The sequence below is a fragment of the Stenotrophomonas sp. YJH_SMC_91 genome, from assembly GCF_059368495.1.
In genome coordinates this window covers 1-16,393 of record NZ_JCAFRT010000012.1, presented here as the reverse complement: position 1 = coordinate 16,393, position 16,393 = coordinate 1, and the positions used below count along the sequence as shown (strand labels likewise).

Annotated in this window: 18 protein-coding genes and 1 pseudogene; 10 read left to right on the top strand and 9 right to left on the bottom strand. The window is 65.0% G+C overall.

The window, feature by feature from the left end; genetic code table 11:
• Nucleotides 1–6: 6 nt before the first annotated feature.
• Nucleotides 7–336: a hypothetical protein gene (locus tag AC5P5X_RS14700; RefSeq protein WP_024956842.1), complete on the bottom strand. Its 330-nt coding sequence runs from the start codon at nucleotides 334–336 to the stop codon at nucleotides 7–9.
• A 120-nt stretch (nucleotides 337–456) separates the two neighbouring features.
• On the opposite strand from AC5P5X_RS14700, the gene AC5P5X_RS14695 reads away from it, so the two are divergent.
• The gene (locus tag AC5P5X_RS14695; RefSeq protein ID WP_005409687.1) at nucleotides 457–906 is read left to right on the top strand and encodes a BLUF domain-containing protein; all 450 of its coding nucleotides are present in this window, start codon (nucleotides 457–459) and stop codon (nucleotides 904–906) included.
• Nucleotides 907–915: 9 nt separating this feature from the next.
• On the opposite strand, the gene AC5P5X_RS14690 is transcribed toward AC5P5X_RS14695, so the two are convergent.
• The gene (locus tag AC5P5X_RS14690; protein WP_111189766.1) at nucleotides 916–1,146 is read right to left on the bottom strand and encodes a hypothetical protein; all 231 of its coding nucleotides are present in this window, start codon (nucleotides 1,144–1,146) and stop codon (nucleotides 916–918) included.
• A 224-nt stretch (nucleotides 1,147–1,370) separates the two neighbouring features.
• Between AC5P5X_RS14690 and AC5P5X_RS14685 the strand changes: the two genes are divergently transcribed.
• A complete protein-coding gene (locus AC5P5X_RS14685) occupies nucleotides 1,371–2,888 on the top strand; it encodes an FAD-dependent oxidoreductase (RefSeq protein ID WP_111189767.1) in 1,518 nt (505 codons plus the stop codon).
• 3 nt (nucleotides 2,889–2,891) lie between these two features.
• On the opposite strand, the gene AC5P5X_RS14680 is transcribed toward AC5P5X_RS14685, so the two are convergent.
• From AC5P5X_RS14680 to AC5P5X_RS14670, 3 genes are all read right to left on the bottom strand, one after another.
• Nucleotides 2,892–3,314, bottom strand: coding sequence for a low affinity iron permease family protein (locus tag AC5P5X_RS14680; RefSeq protein ID WP_005409684.1), 423 nt, complete (start codon nucleotides 3,312–3,314; stop codon nucleotides 2,892–2,894).
• The gene (locus AC5P5X_RS14675; RefSeq protein ID WP_005409683.1) at nucleotides 3,311–3,565 is read right to left on the bottom strand and encodes a hypothetical protein; all 255 of its coding nucleotides are present in this window, start codon (nucleotides 3,563–3,565) and stop codon (nucleotides 3,311–3,313) included. Before AC5P5X_RS14675 ends, AC5P5X_RS14680 begins: the two co-directional genes overlap by 4 nt.
• Nucleotides 3,566–3,778: 213 nt before the next feature.
• Complete coding sequence (locus AC5P5X_RS14670; protein WP_060380414.1) at nucleotides 3,779–4,582, bottom strand: SDR family NAD(P)-dependent oxidoreductase; 804 nt, start codon at nucleotides 4,580–4,582, stop codon at nucleotides 3,779–3,781.
• A gap of 156 nt (nucleotides 4,583–4,738) precedes the next feature.
• Here AC5P5X_RS14670 and AC5P5X_RS14665 point away from each other — a divergent pair, with 156 nt between their 5' ends.
• Entirely contained in the window at nucleotides 4,739–5,638 is a 900-nt protein-coding gene (locus AC5P5X_RS14665) for a GlxA family transcriptional regulator (RefSeq protein WP_258391120.1), read from the top strand.
• A gap of 133 nt (nucleotides 5,639–5,771) precedes the next feature.
• Here the strand turns inward: AC5P5X_RS14665 and AC5P5X_RS14660 are convergent.
• Nucleotides 5,772–6,725 (bottom strand): annotated as a pseudogene (locus AC5P5X_RS14660) (alpha/beta fold hydrolase).
• A gap of 168 nt (nucleotides 6,726–6,893) precedes the next feature.
• On the opposite strand from AC5P5X_RS14660, the gene AC5P5X_RS14655 reads away from it, so the two are divergent.
• The 7 genes from AC5P5X_RS14655 to AC5P5X_RS14625 all read left to right on the top strand — a co-directional run bounded on the left by AC5P5X_RS14655 (nucleotide 6,894) and on the right by AC5P5X_RS14625 (nucleotide 14,003).
• Nucleotides 6,894–7,463, top strand: coding sequence for a TetR/AcrR family transcriptional regulator (locus AC5P5X_RS14655; RefSeq protein ID WP_099473252.1), 570 nt, complete (start codon nucleotides 6,894–6,896; stop codon nucleotides 7,461–7,463).
• Nucleotides 7,464–7,525: 62 nt separating this feature from the next.
• Entirely contained in the window at nucleotides 7,526–8,002 is a 477-nt protein-coding gene (locus tag AC5P5X_RS14650; RefSeq protein WP_099473254.1) for a nuclear transport factor 2 family protein, read from the top strand.
• A gap of 487 nt (nucleotides 8,003–8,489) precedes the next feature.
• A complete protein-coding gene (paoA, locus tag AC5P5X_RS14645) occupies nucleotides 8,490–9,137 on the top strand; it encodes an aldehyde dehydrogenase iron-sulfur subunit PaoA (protein WP_111189768.1) in 648 nt (215 codons plus the stop codon).
• Nucleotides 9,134–10,084 (top strand): FAD binding domain-containing protein, encoded by a 951-nt coding sequence (locus AC5P5X_RS14640; RefSeq protein ID WP_111189769.1) that lies wholly within the window; start codon nucleotides 9,134–9,136, stop codon nucleotides 10,082–10,084. Before paoA ends, AC5P5X_RS14640 begins: the two co-directional genes overlap by 4 nt.
• A complete protein-coding gene (paoC, locus tag AC5P5X_RS14635) occupies nucleotides 10,084–12,288 on the top strand; it encodes an aldehyde oxidoreductase molybdenum-binding subunit PaoC (RefSeq protein ID WP_111189770.1) in 2,205 nt (734 codons plus the stop codon). The genes AC5P5X_RS14640 and paoC overlap by 1 nt, the downstream gene beginning before the upstream one ends.
• A 9-nt stretch (nucleotides 12,289–12,297) precedes the next feature.
• Nucleotides 12,298–13,359, top strand: coding sequence for an XdhC family protein (locus tag AC5P5X_RS14630; RefSeq protein WP_111189771.1), 1,062 nt, complete (start codon nucleotides 12,298–12,300; stop codon nucleotides 13,357–13,359).
• Complete coding sequence (locus tag AC5P5X_RS14625) at nucleotides 13,335–14,003, top strand: nucleotidyltransferase family protein (RefSeq protein ID WP_111189772.1); 669 nt, start codon at nucleotides 13,335–13,337, stop codon at nucleotides 14,001–14,003. The genes AC5P5X_RS14630 and AC5P5X_RS14625 overlap by 25 nt, the downstream gene beginning before the upstream one ends.
• Nucleotides 14,004–14,064: 61 nt before the next feature.
• On the opposite strand, the gene AC5P5X_RS14620 is transcribed toward AC5P5X_RS14625, so the two are convergent.
• The 3 genes from AC5P5X_RS14620 to AC5P5X_RS14610 all read right to left on the bottom strand — a co-directional run bounded on the left by AC5P5X_RS14620 (nucleotide 14,065) and on the right by AC5P5X_RS14610 (nucleotide 16,071).
• Nucleotides 14,065–14,535 (bottom strand): hypothetical protein, encoded by a 471-nt coding sequence (locus tag AC5P5X_RS14620; protein WP_111189773.1) that lies wholly within the window; start codon nucleotides 14,533–14,535, stop codon nucleotides 14,065–14,067.
• Nucleotides 14,536–14,892, bottom strand: a complete 357-nt coding sequence (locus AC5P5X_RS14615) for a hypothetical protein (RefSeq protein ID WP_019659688.1) — start codon at nucleotides 14,890–14,892, stop codon at nucleotides 14,536–14,538.
• A gap of 585 nt (nucleotides 14,893–15,477) precedes the next feature.
• A complete protein-coding gene (locus AC5P5X_RS14610) occupies nucleotides 15,478–16,071 on the bottom strand; it encodes a hypothetical protein (protein WP_425524273.1) in 594 nt (197 codons plus the stop codon).
• Nucleotides 16,072–16,393 lie beyond the last annotated feature (322 nt).

Here is a 16,393-nt window from a genome sequence, read left to right as displayed (position 1 = left end):
CCGCGCCTACGCGTCGGATCCCTGGGCGCTGCCGGGCAGGACATGATCGCATTCGACCAGCCGCGCGTTGCTGACCGTCTGGCGCGAAGGACAAGCGCCGCACACCAGCGTCGTTCCACCGGGCACCGCCCCCAACGCGTCCCCCGACAACTGTGTAATCCCGCCGCAGGTGTTGCAGCGCACGCGAATGGACCTGACGCGCTCAATACCCTGCACGCCGGAAACAGCGTCCAGCTCCAGAACATGGAAAAGGCCGGTATTGGGCATGGGGCGCTCCCGAGTCATCTGGCCCAAGCGTAAACGATCCATGGCATGGGCGGTGTAGGCGTCCTGCATGCCGTTTGTCAGCTGGAACCCAACTGATTCACAAAATGCACATGATGGGAACAACTGCGGGGCGCAGGTGGCCTATCCTACGGCCACGGAATCTGGGGGGATTCGCTACAGGAGCAGTTAATGCCGATCAGGGCAGTCGCATACGTCAGCGAAGCGGGCCCAGCCGTTGCTGGTGATCCGTTCGGCCTGGGCAGCGGAAAGCTCGACGATCTGGTCGATGATGCCGCCCGCTTCAACCGCAGTGCCGGCGTCACCGGCGTCCTGCTGTTCGACGGCAGCCGCTTCCTGCAGTACATGGAGGGGCCCGAAGACGGCTTGAGGGTGGCGTATTCGCGGGTGGTGGGCGCCTCCAGCCATACCGGGCTCATCGAGTTGCAGCGCGGCAGGGTGGGCAACCGGCGGCTCCCGTTCTGGCCGATGCGCTGGCTGCCCACCCAACCCGAGCAGTTGAAGCTTCTTGCCCGCGCGGACTGGTCAGGGTTCGCCCAGCACAGCGGTGACGATGCGCCAACCGAGACGGCGATGGATATCCTGGCCAGGTTGGTGGAACCCTACGCGGTTGCGGCGTGATCCACCGGCCTAGCGGCCTCCATAGCGCGCCGCGCATGGAATTTCTCCGCTGTACACGTTGAGGTGCCCGGTGCGCATCACGCAATACAGCCGGGCCTCCGGGTCTGCACTGGCAGCAATGTAGTCCAGTGCCTCGGCAAGCATGCGGACGAACTGCTGCTCGGGGTAGAACGCTGCCCAGGTTGGCAGCAGTTCGTCCAGTTGCGCGATCATCAGATCGATTTCCAGGTGCGTGCTCACTGCCCGATCCTCCTTCCAGGCACGTTAGCGACCACGCTGCAAGCAGAGAGTTGCGGTTCGCAGAGGCGACACAGGCGTGTTGCCCACGCAGCGCTCACCTGGCCTTGACCATGGCGTTGATCGTCGCAGCGCGTGAGCATCATCTGCACGGCCGCGCCACCCTCGTTTCACCCGGCAAGGCGTATCAGAGAGGCCTCCCAGCTGAAGCTGCAAGGATCCCTTTCATGTCCGAACCGTTCCCGCGCGCCAGCTTATGGTCAGCTGACACCGAGTCGCATTGCTTCCGCCCCCTTGCCGGCACGACGCGCGCGGACGTGCTGGTGGTGGGCGCCGGCATGACCGGCCTGCTGACAGCGTCCCGCCTGGCGGATAGCGGCCTGGATGTGCTGGTGGTCGATGCAGGGCCCATCGGCGGGCGCAATACGGTGATGTCCACGGGCAATCTTTACGCGCCCGTCTCCCGGCTGGCAGAACTGGTCTCGCGCTGGGGCGGCGACACGGCCAGTCGTATCGTGCAGTGGCGGCAGCAGGCGCTGCGCGCCATAGAAACGCTGGTTCATCGCTACGATCTGCGTTGCGGCTTCGAACGCGTGGCCATGCAGTACGGCATGCAGGAGCGCACGCGCGAGGTGACGACGCAATTCGAGCGTGAACTTCAGGCCTATCAGCGCGCAGGCCTGCAGTGCGAACACCAGCAGTCCGGGCTGCCATTCGCATTGGGCCACGCGTTCCGTGTTCCCGATCAGGCGCAGTTGGATCCGGCGGCTTTCTGCAGGGAGCTGGCGCGACACCTGGTGGGCCGGGTGCGCATCCACGACTGGACCCAGATCAACAGCATCGAGGCATCAGCAGGCGTTGCCACCGCCCTTGGCGGCCGCATCCATGCCAGGCACTTCGTGCTCGCCACCCACTCGCCAGCAGGGTTCAACCTGGTGCAGGCCGAGATGGAGGTGTACCGCGAGTACGGCGTGGCGGTACCGGTTGCCAATCCGCCAGCGGCAGGTATTCATTGGATCGCCGATCGGCACCGCTCGCTGCGCGGGGTGCGTGGTACTGATGGCCGCGACTGGCTGGTGCTGGTCGGCGAGACACATCGCACCGGCGAAACCCCGGTGATGGATCCGGCACAGCATCTGGTCGCCGACGCGCGTCGCAACTTCACCGTGCAGGGCGAGCCGCTGTGCTGGTCGGCGCAGCAGTTCCGTGCAGCCGACCAGTTGCCCTACATCGGCAGCAGCGCGCACGACAATGTGTGGGTCGCCACCGGCTATGGTCCCGATGGCTTGACCTGGGCGGGCGTGGCCGCTCGTGCGATCACCGAGGGAATCATGGGCACGACCAGCGAGATCGAGAAGCTGCTAAGCCCCATGCGCTTCACGCCAGTGCGTTCGGCGGCCGGCTGGGCCCGTACCAATGGCACGGTTGCACGGCACATGGTGGGAGATCGCCTTGGTGCTGCGCCGTCGCACTCGCCCAGCGAGTTAAACCGTGGCTGTGGCGCACTGCTGGACGTGGATGGAAAGCGGACCGCCGTCTACCGCGATGAGCACGGTCAACTGCATGCGATGTCGGCGCTGTGCCCGCACCTCAAGTGCGTTGTCCAATGGAATGGCCATGAACGCACATGGGATTGCCCATGCCATGGCAGCCGCTTTTCCGCCACCGGGGCGCTGCTGGAAGGCCCCGCCCGGCAGGGCCTCACGCCAGAACCGCTGCAGGCAGAGCAGCCGCTGCAGCGGTGACCCTCAGGCTTCGGCGGCCGCATCCGCCTCGCAGGGCATGCAGCGTTCCTTCTTGGACTTGATGTCTGCAGCGGTCTTCGCCAGCGCCTCGTAACGCTGGCGAATCTCTTCAAGGTGCGCCGGTTCCATCGACTCCAGGTTCAACAGCTCCTGGTTGGCGTCCTTGCTGACCCGGATCAGTTCATCCAGCTTGATGTGCAGCGCGGCCGTATCGGCATTCTGCGTATGCTGGATCAGGAACACCATCAGGAAGGTCACGATGGTCGTTCCCGTATTCACCACCAGTTGCCACGTATCATTGAAGTGGAAGGCCGGCCCGCTGGCGGCCCAGGTGATGATGACCCCCAGCGCCGCGACGAATGCGCCCAGGCTGCCGGACAATCGTGCCGTCGCGGCCGCGACCCGGGCGAAGCCGCGCCGGATCATTCGTCACCTCCCGCGGCCTCCTCATCCGTTCGACGATCTGGCAGCCTGACCCGCTCACCCAGGCGCTTGGCCTGCTCTTCCGGCGTTGGCGCGGCGACGAAGGGGGAGATCGGATCACTGGCAGGGAAGGTTTCCTGCAGCGCTTCGTCATGATTGCGGTGGTTGTGCAGCTTTGCCTGCAGCGGGCTGACAGGATCGGGGCGCTGCGCTTCCGCGTCCGGGTGGGGGAGGTCTTTCTGATCGCGTTGCATGGTGAATCTCCAGGTTGATCACCACCCCTCAGGTGGCGGGCCCAGCATAGGAGTGCGCTGTGAGCGGCCCCATCAAGGGCGGGGCAACGTGGCGTCAAACCTTCAGGCAACACGCGTTAACAATCAGCAGGGCGGGGCAGCGTAGCGCTCAACGCGACGCCGCCCGGCCATCGCTCCATCCCCTGCACCGGGCGTCTGTAGCCCGTTCGCCGGTCAGACCCTGCTCATATAGCGCTGTGCCGGCTGGGCACGCGAAAGCCCCGGCGCCATCGCCTTGCGTGCGTGCTCGAAGGCGTCCCACTCAGCGATGTCCGGAAGCGCCGGAATGGTCACACGTTCGCCCTGCGCCAGCCCGGCCAGGGATGCATCCACCATGTCCTCGGCGCTCATCACGATGCCCTGCGGCAAGTGCTCCACCGGCAGGCCGGAGAGGTGCCAGAAGTCCGTTGCGGTGGCCCCCGGCAGCACAACCTGGACGCGCACGCCCTTGTCGGCCAGCTCATGGTGGAGCGACTGCGAAAACGCCAGAACGAACGCCTTGCTTCCCGCGTAGACGCCGTTGAGCAGCTCGGGCGCCAATGCGACGATGGAGGCGATGTTGATGATCGTGCCCTGGCCATGGGCCACGAACACCGGGGCGGCGGCGTAGGCCAGACGCATCGCGGCGTTCACGTTGAGCGTGATCATGCGCTCCATCTCGCCGATGTCCGACTGCAGCAGGGGAGCCGTGGCGCCGATGCCGGCATTGTTGACCAGCAGTCGGATATCCGCTCGGTCTCGAATGACCTTCTCAACTTTGGCAAGCCCGTCGGAGGTGGTCAGGTCGGCCGCGACAATGTCCACTGCGCGGCCGGTGCTGCGGGCCAGTGCTTCGGCCAGTTGGCGCAGGCGGTCGCCGCGTCGCGCAACCAGGATCAGGTCGTATCCGGCGCGGGCCAGGCGATCGGCATAGACCGCGCCGATGCCTGACGATGCGCCGGTGATGAGAGCGGTGCCTTGATGAGTAGGGTTGTTCACGGTGGTCAGTCCGAAGCGGCGGGCGTCGCCGGGGTCAGGGCCAAATCTAGGCCGGCTTGTGAATGGCGTAAATGTCGTATATACCTCGTTTACGGCCACCCCTGAAAAACCGTCATGCTCAGTGTTGGATTTGTCCTGCCATCCGGGTTCCAGACCATGGCGATCGCGGCTGCGTCCGCCTTCGAACTGGCGAATGCCACCGAAGGCGCGCGCCTTTACGATCTGCACATGCTCTCCGAACAGGGCGGGCTGGTGCCCAGCTCGCTTGGCATGGCCATGCAGACGGCGCCGCTGGCTCAGCAGCCGCTGGATACTCTGATCGTGGCCGGCCTGCTGGAGCCAGCCCCGTCCACCGGCACGCTGATCGAACTGATCCGCCAGGCGGCCACGCGCACGCGCCGGACCGCGTCGGTGTGCACAGGCGCCTTCATTCTTGGCGAAGCGGGGCTGCTGGACGGGCGGCGCGCCACCACGCACTGGTTCCACGCCCGTGTGCTCAAGCAGCGCTTTCCCGCCGCGCAGGTGGAGGAAGATCGCATCTTCATCACCGATGGCCCGATCTGGACTTCCGCCGGCATGAGCGCGGGGCTGGACCTGGCGCTTGGCATGATCGAGAACGACTTCGGTGCGGAGTTGTCCAGGGCGGTGGCCCGGAAGCTGGTGGTCTATCACCGCCGTGGAGGCGGGCAGTCCCAGCATTCGGTGCTGCTCGAGCTGGATGCCCGGTCCGATCGCATCCAGAATGCGCTGACCTTCGCGCGTGGCAACCTGCGCGCCACCTTGTCGGTTGAAGAACTGGCGCAGGCCGCACATCTCAGCACGCGTCAGTTCAGTCGCGCGTTCCGCGAAGAAACCGGGCAATCCCCTGCGAAGGCGGTGGAGAGCCTGCGCGTGGAGGCCGCTCGCGTGCTGATCGAGCAGAGCCGCTACACGATGGATGAAGTCGCGGCCGAAACGGGCTTCGTTGACACCGAACGCATGCGAAGAGCGTTCCTGCGCGCCTTCGGCCAGCCCCCGCAGTCCCTGCGGCGCAACGCGCGGGGCGGGGCGGACTGAGTTCGTCTTTGCGGGGACCTGTGCGGAGCCGAGCCATGCCCGGCTGCCGATGTCCGACACGAAAAGGGCCGCATGGAGGCGGCACCCTGCAGGATGAAACGGGCTCCGGCGCAGTGCCGGAGCCCCCTGTTGCTCACTTTTCCTGCAGGAACGTCAGCAAGTCCTGGTTGACCTTGTCCTTGTGGGTGTCGGTCAGGCCATGCGGCGCACCCGGGTAGACAATCAGCCTGGCGCCCTTGATCAGCTTTGCCGACTGGCGGCCCGAGATATCGATCGGTACGATCTGGTCGTCATCACCGTGGATGACCAGCGTTGGCACATCGAACTTCTTCAGGTCCGCGCGGAAGTCGGTGGCCGAGAACGCAGCGATCGAATCGTAGGTGTTCTTGTGGCCGCCCTGCATGCCCTGCGCCCACCACGCATCGATCAGCCCCTGCGACACCTTCGCGCCCGGGCGGTTGAAGCCATAGAACGGGCCCGACGGAATGTCCTTGTACAACTGGGCGCGGTTGTCCATCTGTGCCTTGCGGATGCCATCGAACACTTCGATCGGCAGGCCGTTGGGGTTGTCGGCGGTCTTCAGCATGAACGGCGGCACCGAGCTGATCAGCACGGCCTTCTTCACTCGCCCGGTGCCATGCCGGCCGATGTAGCGCGCCACCTCGCCGCCACCGGTAGAGAAACCCACCAGGGTCACATCGTGCAGGTCCAACGTATTGATCACCGTGGCCAGGTCATCAGCGTAGTGATCCATATCGTTGCCGTCCCACGGCTGGCTGGAACGACCGTGGCCACGACGGTCATGCGCGATCACGCGGTAGCCATGATTGGCCAGGAAGAGCATCTGCGATTCCCAGCTGTCCGAATTCAACGGCCAGCCGTGGCTGAAGGTCACGACCGGGCCGTCCTTTGGACCTCAATCCTTGTAGTACAGCTGCACGCCATCAGCGGTGGTGATGTAGCTGGCGGTGCGCGCGATGGCGGTGGCCGCCGCCGGCTTGGCCGGTTCGGCGGCCTGTGCGGACAGGCCGGCCTGGACCGAGAGGGCGAGGGCGGCAACGGCCAGTGAGCGGGCGAGGGTATTCATGCGGGAACTCTCATGGGTGGGTGGTGAGACGTACTTTGCGCCTGCAACCAGGCGTCCGGGTGATGCACTGTCCGGATTTCTTGATAGATCGTCTTGCACAGATGTGCGCGCACGAATCGCCCGCCACCGCCTGTTGACGAGGGAGAATGATCGTTCTACCTTGTGGCCATGAGCAAGGCCACCACCGACACCCAACAGAGGATCCTGGCCACGGCCGAGGCACTGATCTACCAGAACGGGATCCACGCCACCGGCATGGACCTGCTGGTGAAGACCTCAGGCGTGGCGCGGAAGAGCATCTACCGCCATTTCCAGAACAAGGACGACGTGGCCGCCGCCGCGTTGAAGGCGCGCGATGTGCGCTGGCTGGCCTGGTTCCGGCAGGAGTGCGACAAGGCGGACACTCCGGAAGCGCGCATCCTCGGCATGTTCACCGTGCTCAGGAACTGGTTCCAGTCCGAGGGCTATCGCGGTTGTGCGTTCATCAATACTGCGGGCGAGGTCGGCGACCCGGCCGATCCGATCCGGCAGATCGCGCGTGATCACAAGCAGAAGCTGCTCGATTACACATTGGAACTTACCGGACAACTGGATGTGGAGCAGCCGGCGGACTTGGCTCGCCAGCTGCTGGTCCTGATGGAAGGCGCCATCACCCTGTCGCGCGTGACGGGTGATTTCGACGCCGCAGACACCGCGAAGGATGTCGCGAAGCTGTTGTTGGAACAGGCCAAGCGTTAGCGCCTGAGTACGCCAGATCCTTTGAAGCAACCCGTCTGTCCATTTCGATTGGAGGTCTCCCTGTGTCCGCAGAACACCCCCGTCCGCCGCTTCCTCCGTTCACCCTCGAATCGGCCACGCAGAAGGTGCGCCTTGCCGAGGATGGCTGGAATTCCCGCGATGCCGACAAGGTGTCGCTTGCCTATTCACTCGACACCCAGTGGCGAAACCGCGCCGAGTTCACCAACGGCCGGGAAGAAGCCCGGCAGTTCCTGGCGCGCAAATGGAACAAGGAGCTCGAGTACCGCCTGATCAAGGAGCTCTGGGCCTTTACCGAAAACCGTATTGCTGTCCGCTACGCGTACGAATGGCACGACGACTCCGGCAACTGGTTCCGTTCCTATGGAAATGAGAACTGGGAATTCGGCGCCGATGGCCTGATGCAACGCCGCTTCTCGTGCATCAACGACCTGCCGATCAAGGAAAGCGACCGCAAGTTCCATTGGCCGCTGGGGCGTCGCCCGGATGATCACCCGGGGTTGTCTGAGCTGGGTATGTGATTCCCGCTGAGGCGCCATCCGAAGCGCGCTCGGGTACGAACTATGTGCCATCCAGTGATGGGATACGCATGGCTCAAGAGTGCCGCGCTGAAGAGTGAAGGTCGCGGATTCCGAACTTGAGCACACGGCTCGCATGGCGTCTCGGCGATGTGCCAGCAAGCGACAGGAAGAGAGAAGTCATCTACCTACGAGGGAAGCGCGCGCGGCGACTCAGTCAAGCTCGCCGTAGTTGGCTTGCAGGCTGAGAATGAGTCCGGGTGCCCTTGAAAATGGCTAGATGCAGTCGATTTCTTCGCTCTTACTGCAACATGTTCTTCTGGGCACTCGGGCTGGTTGCCTGCCTTGGTAGGGGCGTACATTTCGCCGACTTCACAGACCTGTACCCCGCAGATGGGCATAGTGGCCCTTGGGTAGTGTGAGCGCGTCCATCCAGCCACGGGATTTTCCCGAACGCCAGGAGGTCACTGTGCCAAGTTGTGATGAAGGAATGAAGTTGACGCGTCGCCAGGTGATCGCCGGCGGCGTCACGACCGTGGCAATGTCCGCCGCACCGGGGGCGTCATCGCTCGCCGCCGAACTGGCGACGCCACCGCCGCCCAGGCCGCCGGTCATCAACACGGTGGCCTTCACCATCAACGGCAAGCGGCGGGAGCTTGAACTCGACACCCGGACCACGCTGCTCGATGCCCTGCGCGAACATCTAAAGCTGACCGGGACCAAGAAGGGCTGCGATCACGGTCAATGCGGTGCCTGTACCGTGCTGGTCAACGGTGAGCGCATCAATGCCTGCCTCAGCCTGGCAGTACAGCACCAGGGCGATGCCATCACCACCATCGAAGGCCTCGGAACCCCCGATGACCTGCATCCGATGCAGGCCGCCTTCATCAAGCATGATGGCTACCAGTGCGGGTATTGCACGCCGGGGCAGATCTGTTCGGCGGTGGCGGTACTGGACGAGATCAAGCGGGGTGTCCCCAGCCATGTGCAGGCGGATGTCAGCGCACGGCCCCAGGCCACCAACATGGAAATGCGCGAACGCATGAGCGGCAACCTCTGCCGCTGCGGCGCCTATTCCAATATTGCCGAGGCGATGGCAGAGGTCGCTGGCGTGACCTCTGCAGGGAGGCGCTCATGAGGGCCTTCAGTTACGAACGCGCGAAATCCCCGGCCGAGGCCGCCAGGGCCGTCGCCGGTACCGAGGGCGCGAAGTTCCTGGCCGGAGGGACCAACCTGCTCGACCTGATGAAGCTGGAGGTCGAGACGCCAGCGCACCTGGTCGATGTGCAGGACATCGGCCTGGACAGGATCGAACCCACCGACGAGGGTGGCCTGCGCATCGGCACGCTGGTCACCAATACCGCGCTGGCCTCGCATGAGCGCGTGCGCCGCGACTACGCGGTGCTGACCCGCGCGATCGTGGCAGGCGCCTCGGGGCAGCTGCGCAACAAAGCCACCACCGGCGGCAACCTGCTGCAGCGCACGCGCTGCCCGTATTTCTACGACCCCAATCTGCCCTGCAACAAGCGCCTGCCCGGATCCGGCTGCGGCGCACTCGAGGGGTTCTCCCGGCAGATGGGCGTGATCGGCACCTCGGACAGCTGCATCGCGACCTATCCGGGCGACATGGCGGTGGCCCTGCGGGTGCTGGACGCCTCGATCCAGACCGTCAGGGGTGACGGCAGTACGCGCAGCATCCCGATTGCCGATTTCCATCGTTCCCCCGGCGACAGGCCGCAGCAGGACAACGTGCTGCAGCGCGGTGAGCTGATCACCCACGTCACGCTGCCACAACCCCTGGGCGGTCGGCACGTGTACCACAAGGTACGTGACCGCGCGTCCTATGCGTTCGCACTGGTGTCGGTCGCCGCGGTCGTGCAGCGTGACGGCTCGGCGCGGTTCGCCTTCGGTGGGGTCGCGCCGAAGCCGTGGCGCGTCGAGGCAGCCGAACCGCTGCTGCGCGACGGCGTAAAGGCCGCGACCCGGCAGGTGTTCGCCGGTGCCCGTCCGACGCCGGAGAACGCGTTCAAGATCGCGCTCGCCGAGCGCACCCTCGCAGCGGTGCTGGTGGAAGGAGAGCGCTGATGCCCCTTGAATTCAACGCCCCCGCCGGCGACAACCTGTTCGACAAGGCCAAGGTCGTCGGCAAGTCGACGCCGCGCATCGACGGCCCACGCAAGACCACCGGTACCGCCCCCTATGCCTACGAGCGCCATGACGTGGCGCCGAACCAGGCCTACGGCTACATCGTCGGTGCGGGCATCGGCAAGGGGCGCATCATTTCGATGGATGCCTCCCGCGCACGTGCCGCGCCCGGCGTACTGGCGGTCATCACCGCACCGGAAACCAAGCCGGTCGGCACATCGAACTGGAACAATGCACCGTTGTTCGGCGGAGCCGAGGTGGCCCACTACCATCAGGCCATCGCCTGCGTGGTGGCAGAGACCTTCGAGCAGGCCCGCGCCGCCGCCGCGCTGATCCGCACCCGCTACGAGCGCAGCAAGGGCCGCTTCGATTTTTCGGCCCTGGCACCGTCCGCGCCGCTGGCAAAGGGGCGTGACGGCAAGCCCGACCGGCAGGCGCTGGGCGATTTCGACACTGCCTACGCGAGCGCCGCGGTCAAGCTCGACGAGACTTACCACACCTCCGACGAAAGTCATTCGATGATGGAGCCGCACGCCACCATCGCCGCCTGGGAGGGCGACACGCTCACGCTGTGGACGGCGAACCAGATGATCGACTGGGCCAGGCAGGGCATGGCGGCGATCCTCGGCATCGATCCTGCCAAGGTGCGTGTGGACTCGCCTTATATCGGCGGCGGCTTCGGCGGCAAGCTGTTCATCCGTGCCGACGCGGTGCTGGCCGCGCTGGCGGCCAAGCAGGTCGGGCGGCCGGTGAAGATCGCGCTGCAACGCCCGTTGATGCCCAACAACACCACGCACCGGCACGCCACCCTCCAGCGCGTGCGGATCGGCTGCGGAAAGGATGGCCGGATCTCCGCCATCGCCCATGAGAACTGGTCGGGCAACATCAACGGCGAGGACGGCGAAAACGGCACCCTGCAGACGCCCAAGCTCTATGCGGGCGCCAACCGCCTGGTGGCCAATTACATCGCCACGCTCGACATGCCCGAAGGCAATGCGATGCGCGCACCGGGCGAAGCACCGGGCCACATGGCGCTGGAAGTAGCGATGGACGAAATGGCCGAGAAGCTGGGCCTCGACCCGATCGCGTTCCGCATCCTCAACGAGCCCGAGGTCGTGCCCGGCGATCCGTCCAAGAAGTTCTCCGACCGCAACCTGGTGCGCTGCCTGCGCGAAGGCGCGGAGCGCTTCAACTGGAACAAGCGCAACCCCAGGCCGGCGCAGGTCAGGGAAGGGGACTGGCTGGTCGGCATGGGCGTGTCTGCGGGCTATCGCGGCGCACCGACGATGAAGTCGGCGGCGCGGGTCCGGCTTGACGGCCAGGGCGGGGTGATTGTGGAGACCGACATGACCGACATTGGCACCGGCTCCTACACGATCATCGCGCAGACGGCAGCCGAGACCATGGGCGTGCCGCTGGAGCGGGTCCAGGTGACCCTCGGCGACTCCCGTCATCCCGCCTCCGCCGGTTCCGGCGGCCAGTGGGGCGCGGCAAGCTCCACCGCAGGCGTGTACGCGGCGTGCGTCAGCCTGCGCCGCAAGGTGGGCGAGAAACTGGGCTTCGACGGCGACACCGCAGACTTCGCCAATGGCCACATCCAGGCGGGTGGGCGGACGATCAAGCTGGCGGAGGCGGGGACACTGTGGGCGGAGGACGGCATTGCCTTCGGCGACTTCAAGCAAGGCTACGACGTCGGCACCTATGCAGGGCATTTCTGCGAGGTCGCCGTGCATGCCTACACTGGAGAGACGCGCATTCGTCGCATGCTTGCCGTATGCGATGGCGGCCGGATCCTCAATCCGCTCTCCGCACGCAGCCAGGTCATCGGCGGGATGGTGATGGGTGCGGGCGCGACCCTGATGGAGGAGCTGGTGGTCGACAAACGGCTGGGCTTGTTCATCAACCACGACCTGGCCGGCTACGAGGTTCCCGTGCACGCCGACATCCCGTACCAGGAAGTGGTCTTCCTCGACACGCTGGATCCGGTGATCTCGCCGATGAAGGCCAAGGGTGTGGGTGAACTGGGCATCTGCGGGGTCGGTGCCGCGATCGCCAATGCGGTCTACAACGCAACCGGCGTGCGCGTGCGCAACTATCCCATTACCCTGGACAAGCTGCTGCCCGGCTTGCCCGACGTGGGCTGACCCTTGCGCATGGACCGACCCGCAGCCTCGCCCACTCTGGAGGCCTCCGCCGCAGGCGGAGGGGAGCCCTGCGATCTTGCCGAGCACCTGTCCGCAGCGCCGGGCTTCCTCGCCGAAGGCAGCCCGCGCGGCGTGCTCGAGACGGCCTTGACGCGCGTGCGCGCGGGGGAGCACGCCGTGCTCGCGCTGGTGCTGGAAACTGATGGCTCCACTTACGCCGGTGCCGGCGACATCGTGCTGTTCTGCAACGGCGGCCAGGTCGGCTGGCTGAGCGGCGGATGCCTGGAGCCCGAGCTCGCGCGACGCGCGGAGCAGGTGAGCGCGGCAGGGCGGGTCGACTGGATCGAGATCGACACCCGCAGTGACGACGACCTGTTGAGTGGGTCCGCGCTCGGCTGCCGCGGCCGGCTGCGGATTGCGCTCCTGCCATTGCGTGCCATGGCCGGCATCGAGGACGTCATCGAGGCTTGGTTGCGCGAGGGTGTGTCACTCCAGCGCGACCTTCGTACATCGGGCCAGGTCGTTTTCCGCGCCGGCCATCACGAGCAGGCGTGGCAGCTGGATCCGATGGAGGGTACGCAGCCCTTTGGCGAGGGCGCATGGCATTTGCGGTTGCCCCGGCTTCCGCGGGCCCTGGTGTTGGGGGGCGGTCCCGAAACGCCCTTCCTGGTTCCGTTGCTGCGGGGCCTGGGGTGGCGGGTAAGCGTGGCCGAACGGCGAGCGCGCTGGGCCTCAGCCGGGCAGTGCGCAGATGCGCATCTTCAGACCAGCCCGGCCGAGGCCCTTCATGGCGACCCGTGCGACGCAGTACTGGTGATGCATCACGATTTCGAACTGGACCGGGAGGCGCTGGTGGCCCTGGCTGATACCAAAGTTGCGTTCATTGGACTGCTGGGTCCGCGGCGAAGGCGCGAGGACCTGTTCAAGCTGCTGACACCGGATCAGCGCCACCGCCTTTCCCCGAGACTTCGATCACCGGTCGGCCTGGACATCGGCGGCCGAGGGCCAGAGGCGATTTCGCTCAGCATCGCCGCGCAGCTGCAGCAATGGCGAAGCGCGCACGGCAGGTGACTGACGCGCATGCGGTCGTCGTGCTGGCTGCGGGCGGGAGCACCCGGCTCGGCCAGCCCAAGCAGCTTCTGACCCGGCAGGGTGAGACCCTGGTACATCGCGTGGTGCGGTTGGCGCGCGAGCTCGCGCCAGCGCAGGTGCTGGTCGTGGTGGGCGCGAACGCACAGGCCGTGACATCCAGCATTGCCGGGCTGGAGGCCACTCCGGTAACCAACCACCACTGGGAACGCGGCCTGGCGAGCAGCCTGCAGGTTGCCGGCGCACACCTGCTGCCCACGGTGACCGCGGTGATGATCGTGGCATGCGACCAGCCCGCAATCGAGCGCTCCCATCTGCAGGCGCTGCTTTCGGGTGCCCGCGCTTCGGCGTCTGGGTGCGCGGGTACCCGCCACGGAAATGTGCTTGGCGTTCCCGCCGTAGTGCCGCGTGCATGGTTCAACTCTGCGGGTGCAAGCGGTGACCGCGGCTTCGGAGCGCGCCTGCGGCAACTTCCTGTCGATACGGTGCATGTCCTACAGGCACCGGAACTGGGCCTGGATATCGATACGCCAGAAGATCTTGCGCGTGCGCGCGATGCGGGCTGGATCGATGCCGAGGTCGAGTCGCACGATCACGGTGCCAACGCCCGTCGCGCAGATGACTAGCGACAGAGCCGGAGCCCGAACCCTCGCTGCCCGCAGCCCTGTAGAGTCGAGCCACGCTCGACTACGGCACGCCACATCGCGCCCCATCAGGCACATCACTGGCAAGAATCTGCAGCACCCGATCCAACAGAACAGGCTCCGGCACGCCAGCCAGTACCTGCTCCAGGTAATCCAACGGCTCCAACTGCCATTGGAGGAGCGCCCGCAACCGCACAACGGCAGGCGCCCGCTGCTTCGCGTCCAGTGAGACCTGCAACAGCAGATGTTGCGAGCGCCTCTCCAGCCACAGCACGGGTATGCCTCGGCAATGAACCTGGAACTCGGCATCTCGATGCCGCTCAACGAACTGGAAGCCCTGTCGTGGCCGAGCCTCCACGAACTGCATGGCTTGGCGGCGCAACTGCAGAAAGCGATCGCCGGGGATGCTGTGGAAACCGATAGGCGAGGGCTTGGGCGGTGCCAGCCACTGCGTCTGTGCCGCAACCACCACCACAAGACAGAGCGCGGTGGCCGCCCAGCGCCACCAGGCCACTCAGCCCTCCGGATGCAGTCGGGTACTGGCGTGTGCGGTAAGGCCGATTCCGGCCATGATCAGCCCCTCCATCACGCGCGGGCCAACGTACTGCTCCAGCTCGCCATTTTCGCGGGCGCGCTGCGCGGCCAGCAGAATCTCCAGGACCACGCGAAGCCCGGCCAGCGAGCAATCGGTATCCGCCAAGGCGATGCGTCGGCCGGGCATCTGATGGCGTTCAGGCCACGGCTGGCCATCGGAGGCGACGCCGGAGCCGATGCTGTGCAGCAGGGCGATGAGGGTGTTCGGGTCCAACGCGGGGCCGTTGGCGGGCGCATCGTGGATCGGGTGCGGGGCAGGGGAGTGGGTCTGGGTCATGGCGGGGCTCCTTGCGTGCATGCAGAAGCCGCCACCGATAAAGGTGGCGGACGATGCGTGGCTCGAAATCCGGTGTGCAATCAGACCGGCAGGCACAAGGCCTCCACGCACCGTCCGCCATAGCCGGCTGACGGATTGCCAGTCGGCACCACGCGGCGGTGGTGCCGACTGGCAAGCGCTTTTTACGATTGCAGAACCGAGGATTTCGAGGCCTCGACCACCCGTTTTCGGTGGCACGCAAAGAAATACGCCCGGTTGTGCGCGATGCCAATGCAGTAAGGCCGATGCCGTCACCACATTCAACATTTTCAGAATCGTTGTATATGGCGCAACCAAGCTGGAGCCTTGCGCTACAACGCTATCGGCGATGTCGGTGGTGCAAGCCTAGCGAGTGTCGGCATCTGCCCGGCGAGGCTGTGAGCGAGGCGAATGCGACAGAATTGCCAAGGGCTGGAAGGCGTCAGTAGCCCTTCAACGCGGCTTTGTCCGCTCCACAGCCATGCGGCATTGTGGCCGTGCGCAAGCTGATCCTGTAGGGGCGGGACGCCCCCCAGCCGTCCTCGTCTGCGTGCCGCTTGAGCTCTATTACATCGTGCATGAGATGTTGTAGTCATCTATGGCATTCTGAATAGCGTAAGCGTCATCCAAGTGTTTTCCATAATTCGTGTAGAAGTCGCTCCACTTTACGAACTTGATGTAGCTATGGTTGCCCCGATAGGACGTGCCACCAGTGTGATTGCTGCAGGTACCTGCTTCGGGCCTTTTGGCATTGAAGGCGTTGCGCTTGATGATGTCGAAGGTGCGGTCCGTCCTCAATGTCCTTGACGTGCAGTTAGGGCAATTCTTCTCCTCGAAGAAGTACTGGTAACTACCGGCAGCATCAGGAAGCACAATGCCAAGCAAGGCATTCGGACCGCTCGTCCTGTCATTTCGCGTCTTGTTCCTGAGCGAATAGCTGATCTCCCACGGCATCCACTGATCGCGCTCAGGCTTGGTTTCGTCCCGCATGCCCGGCGACACCATGATCAGGGTCATGGAGCTGTCGTAGATCTTCTCGCGCAGCTTGGAGGCGATGGTTTCATCGGTGAAGTTGACCAGGCTTTGCCCGTCTTCCTCACCCTTATTGATGTGGTCTGCCGCCTCCAGCTTGTCCTGAAGCACATCAACGTAGTGACGCACCTTCGTTTCGAATCCGTGATCAGCAAGGCGTTGAACGTTGCTATCGCCATACTTGTACGAAACAAATATCTTTCTACCCACAATTTCCCCCTGTATCCGTCAATGGAATTACTTTCGCGCTTGGATGGCCTGCTCAATCCAGGTCTTAAGGTTGCTGGAAATACTGCTATAGGTGGTCTGGCTTTGGACCGGCCAGCCTTTCGTAGACATCCGGTTGCCATAATTGATGGCAATGACCGAGGTGTTTATGGGCAACAGCAAGCAGTACACGGATGAGTTCCGGGCAGAGGCGGTGAAGCAGGTGATCGAGCGTGGCTTCACG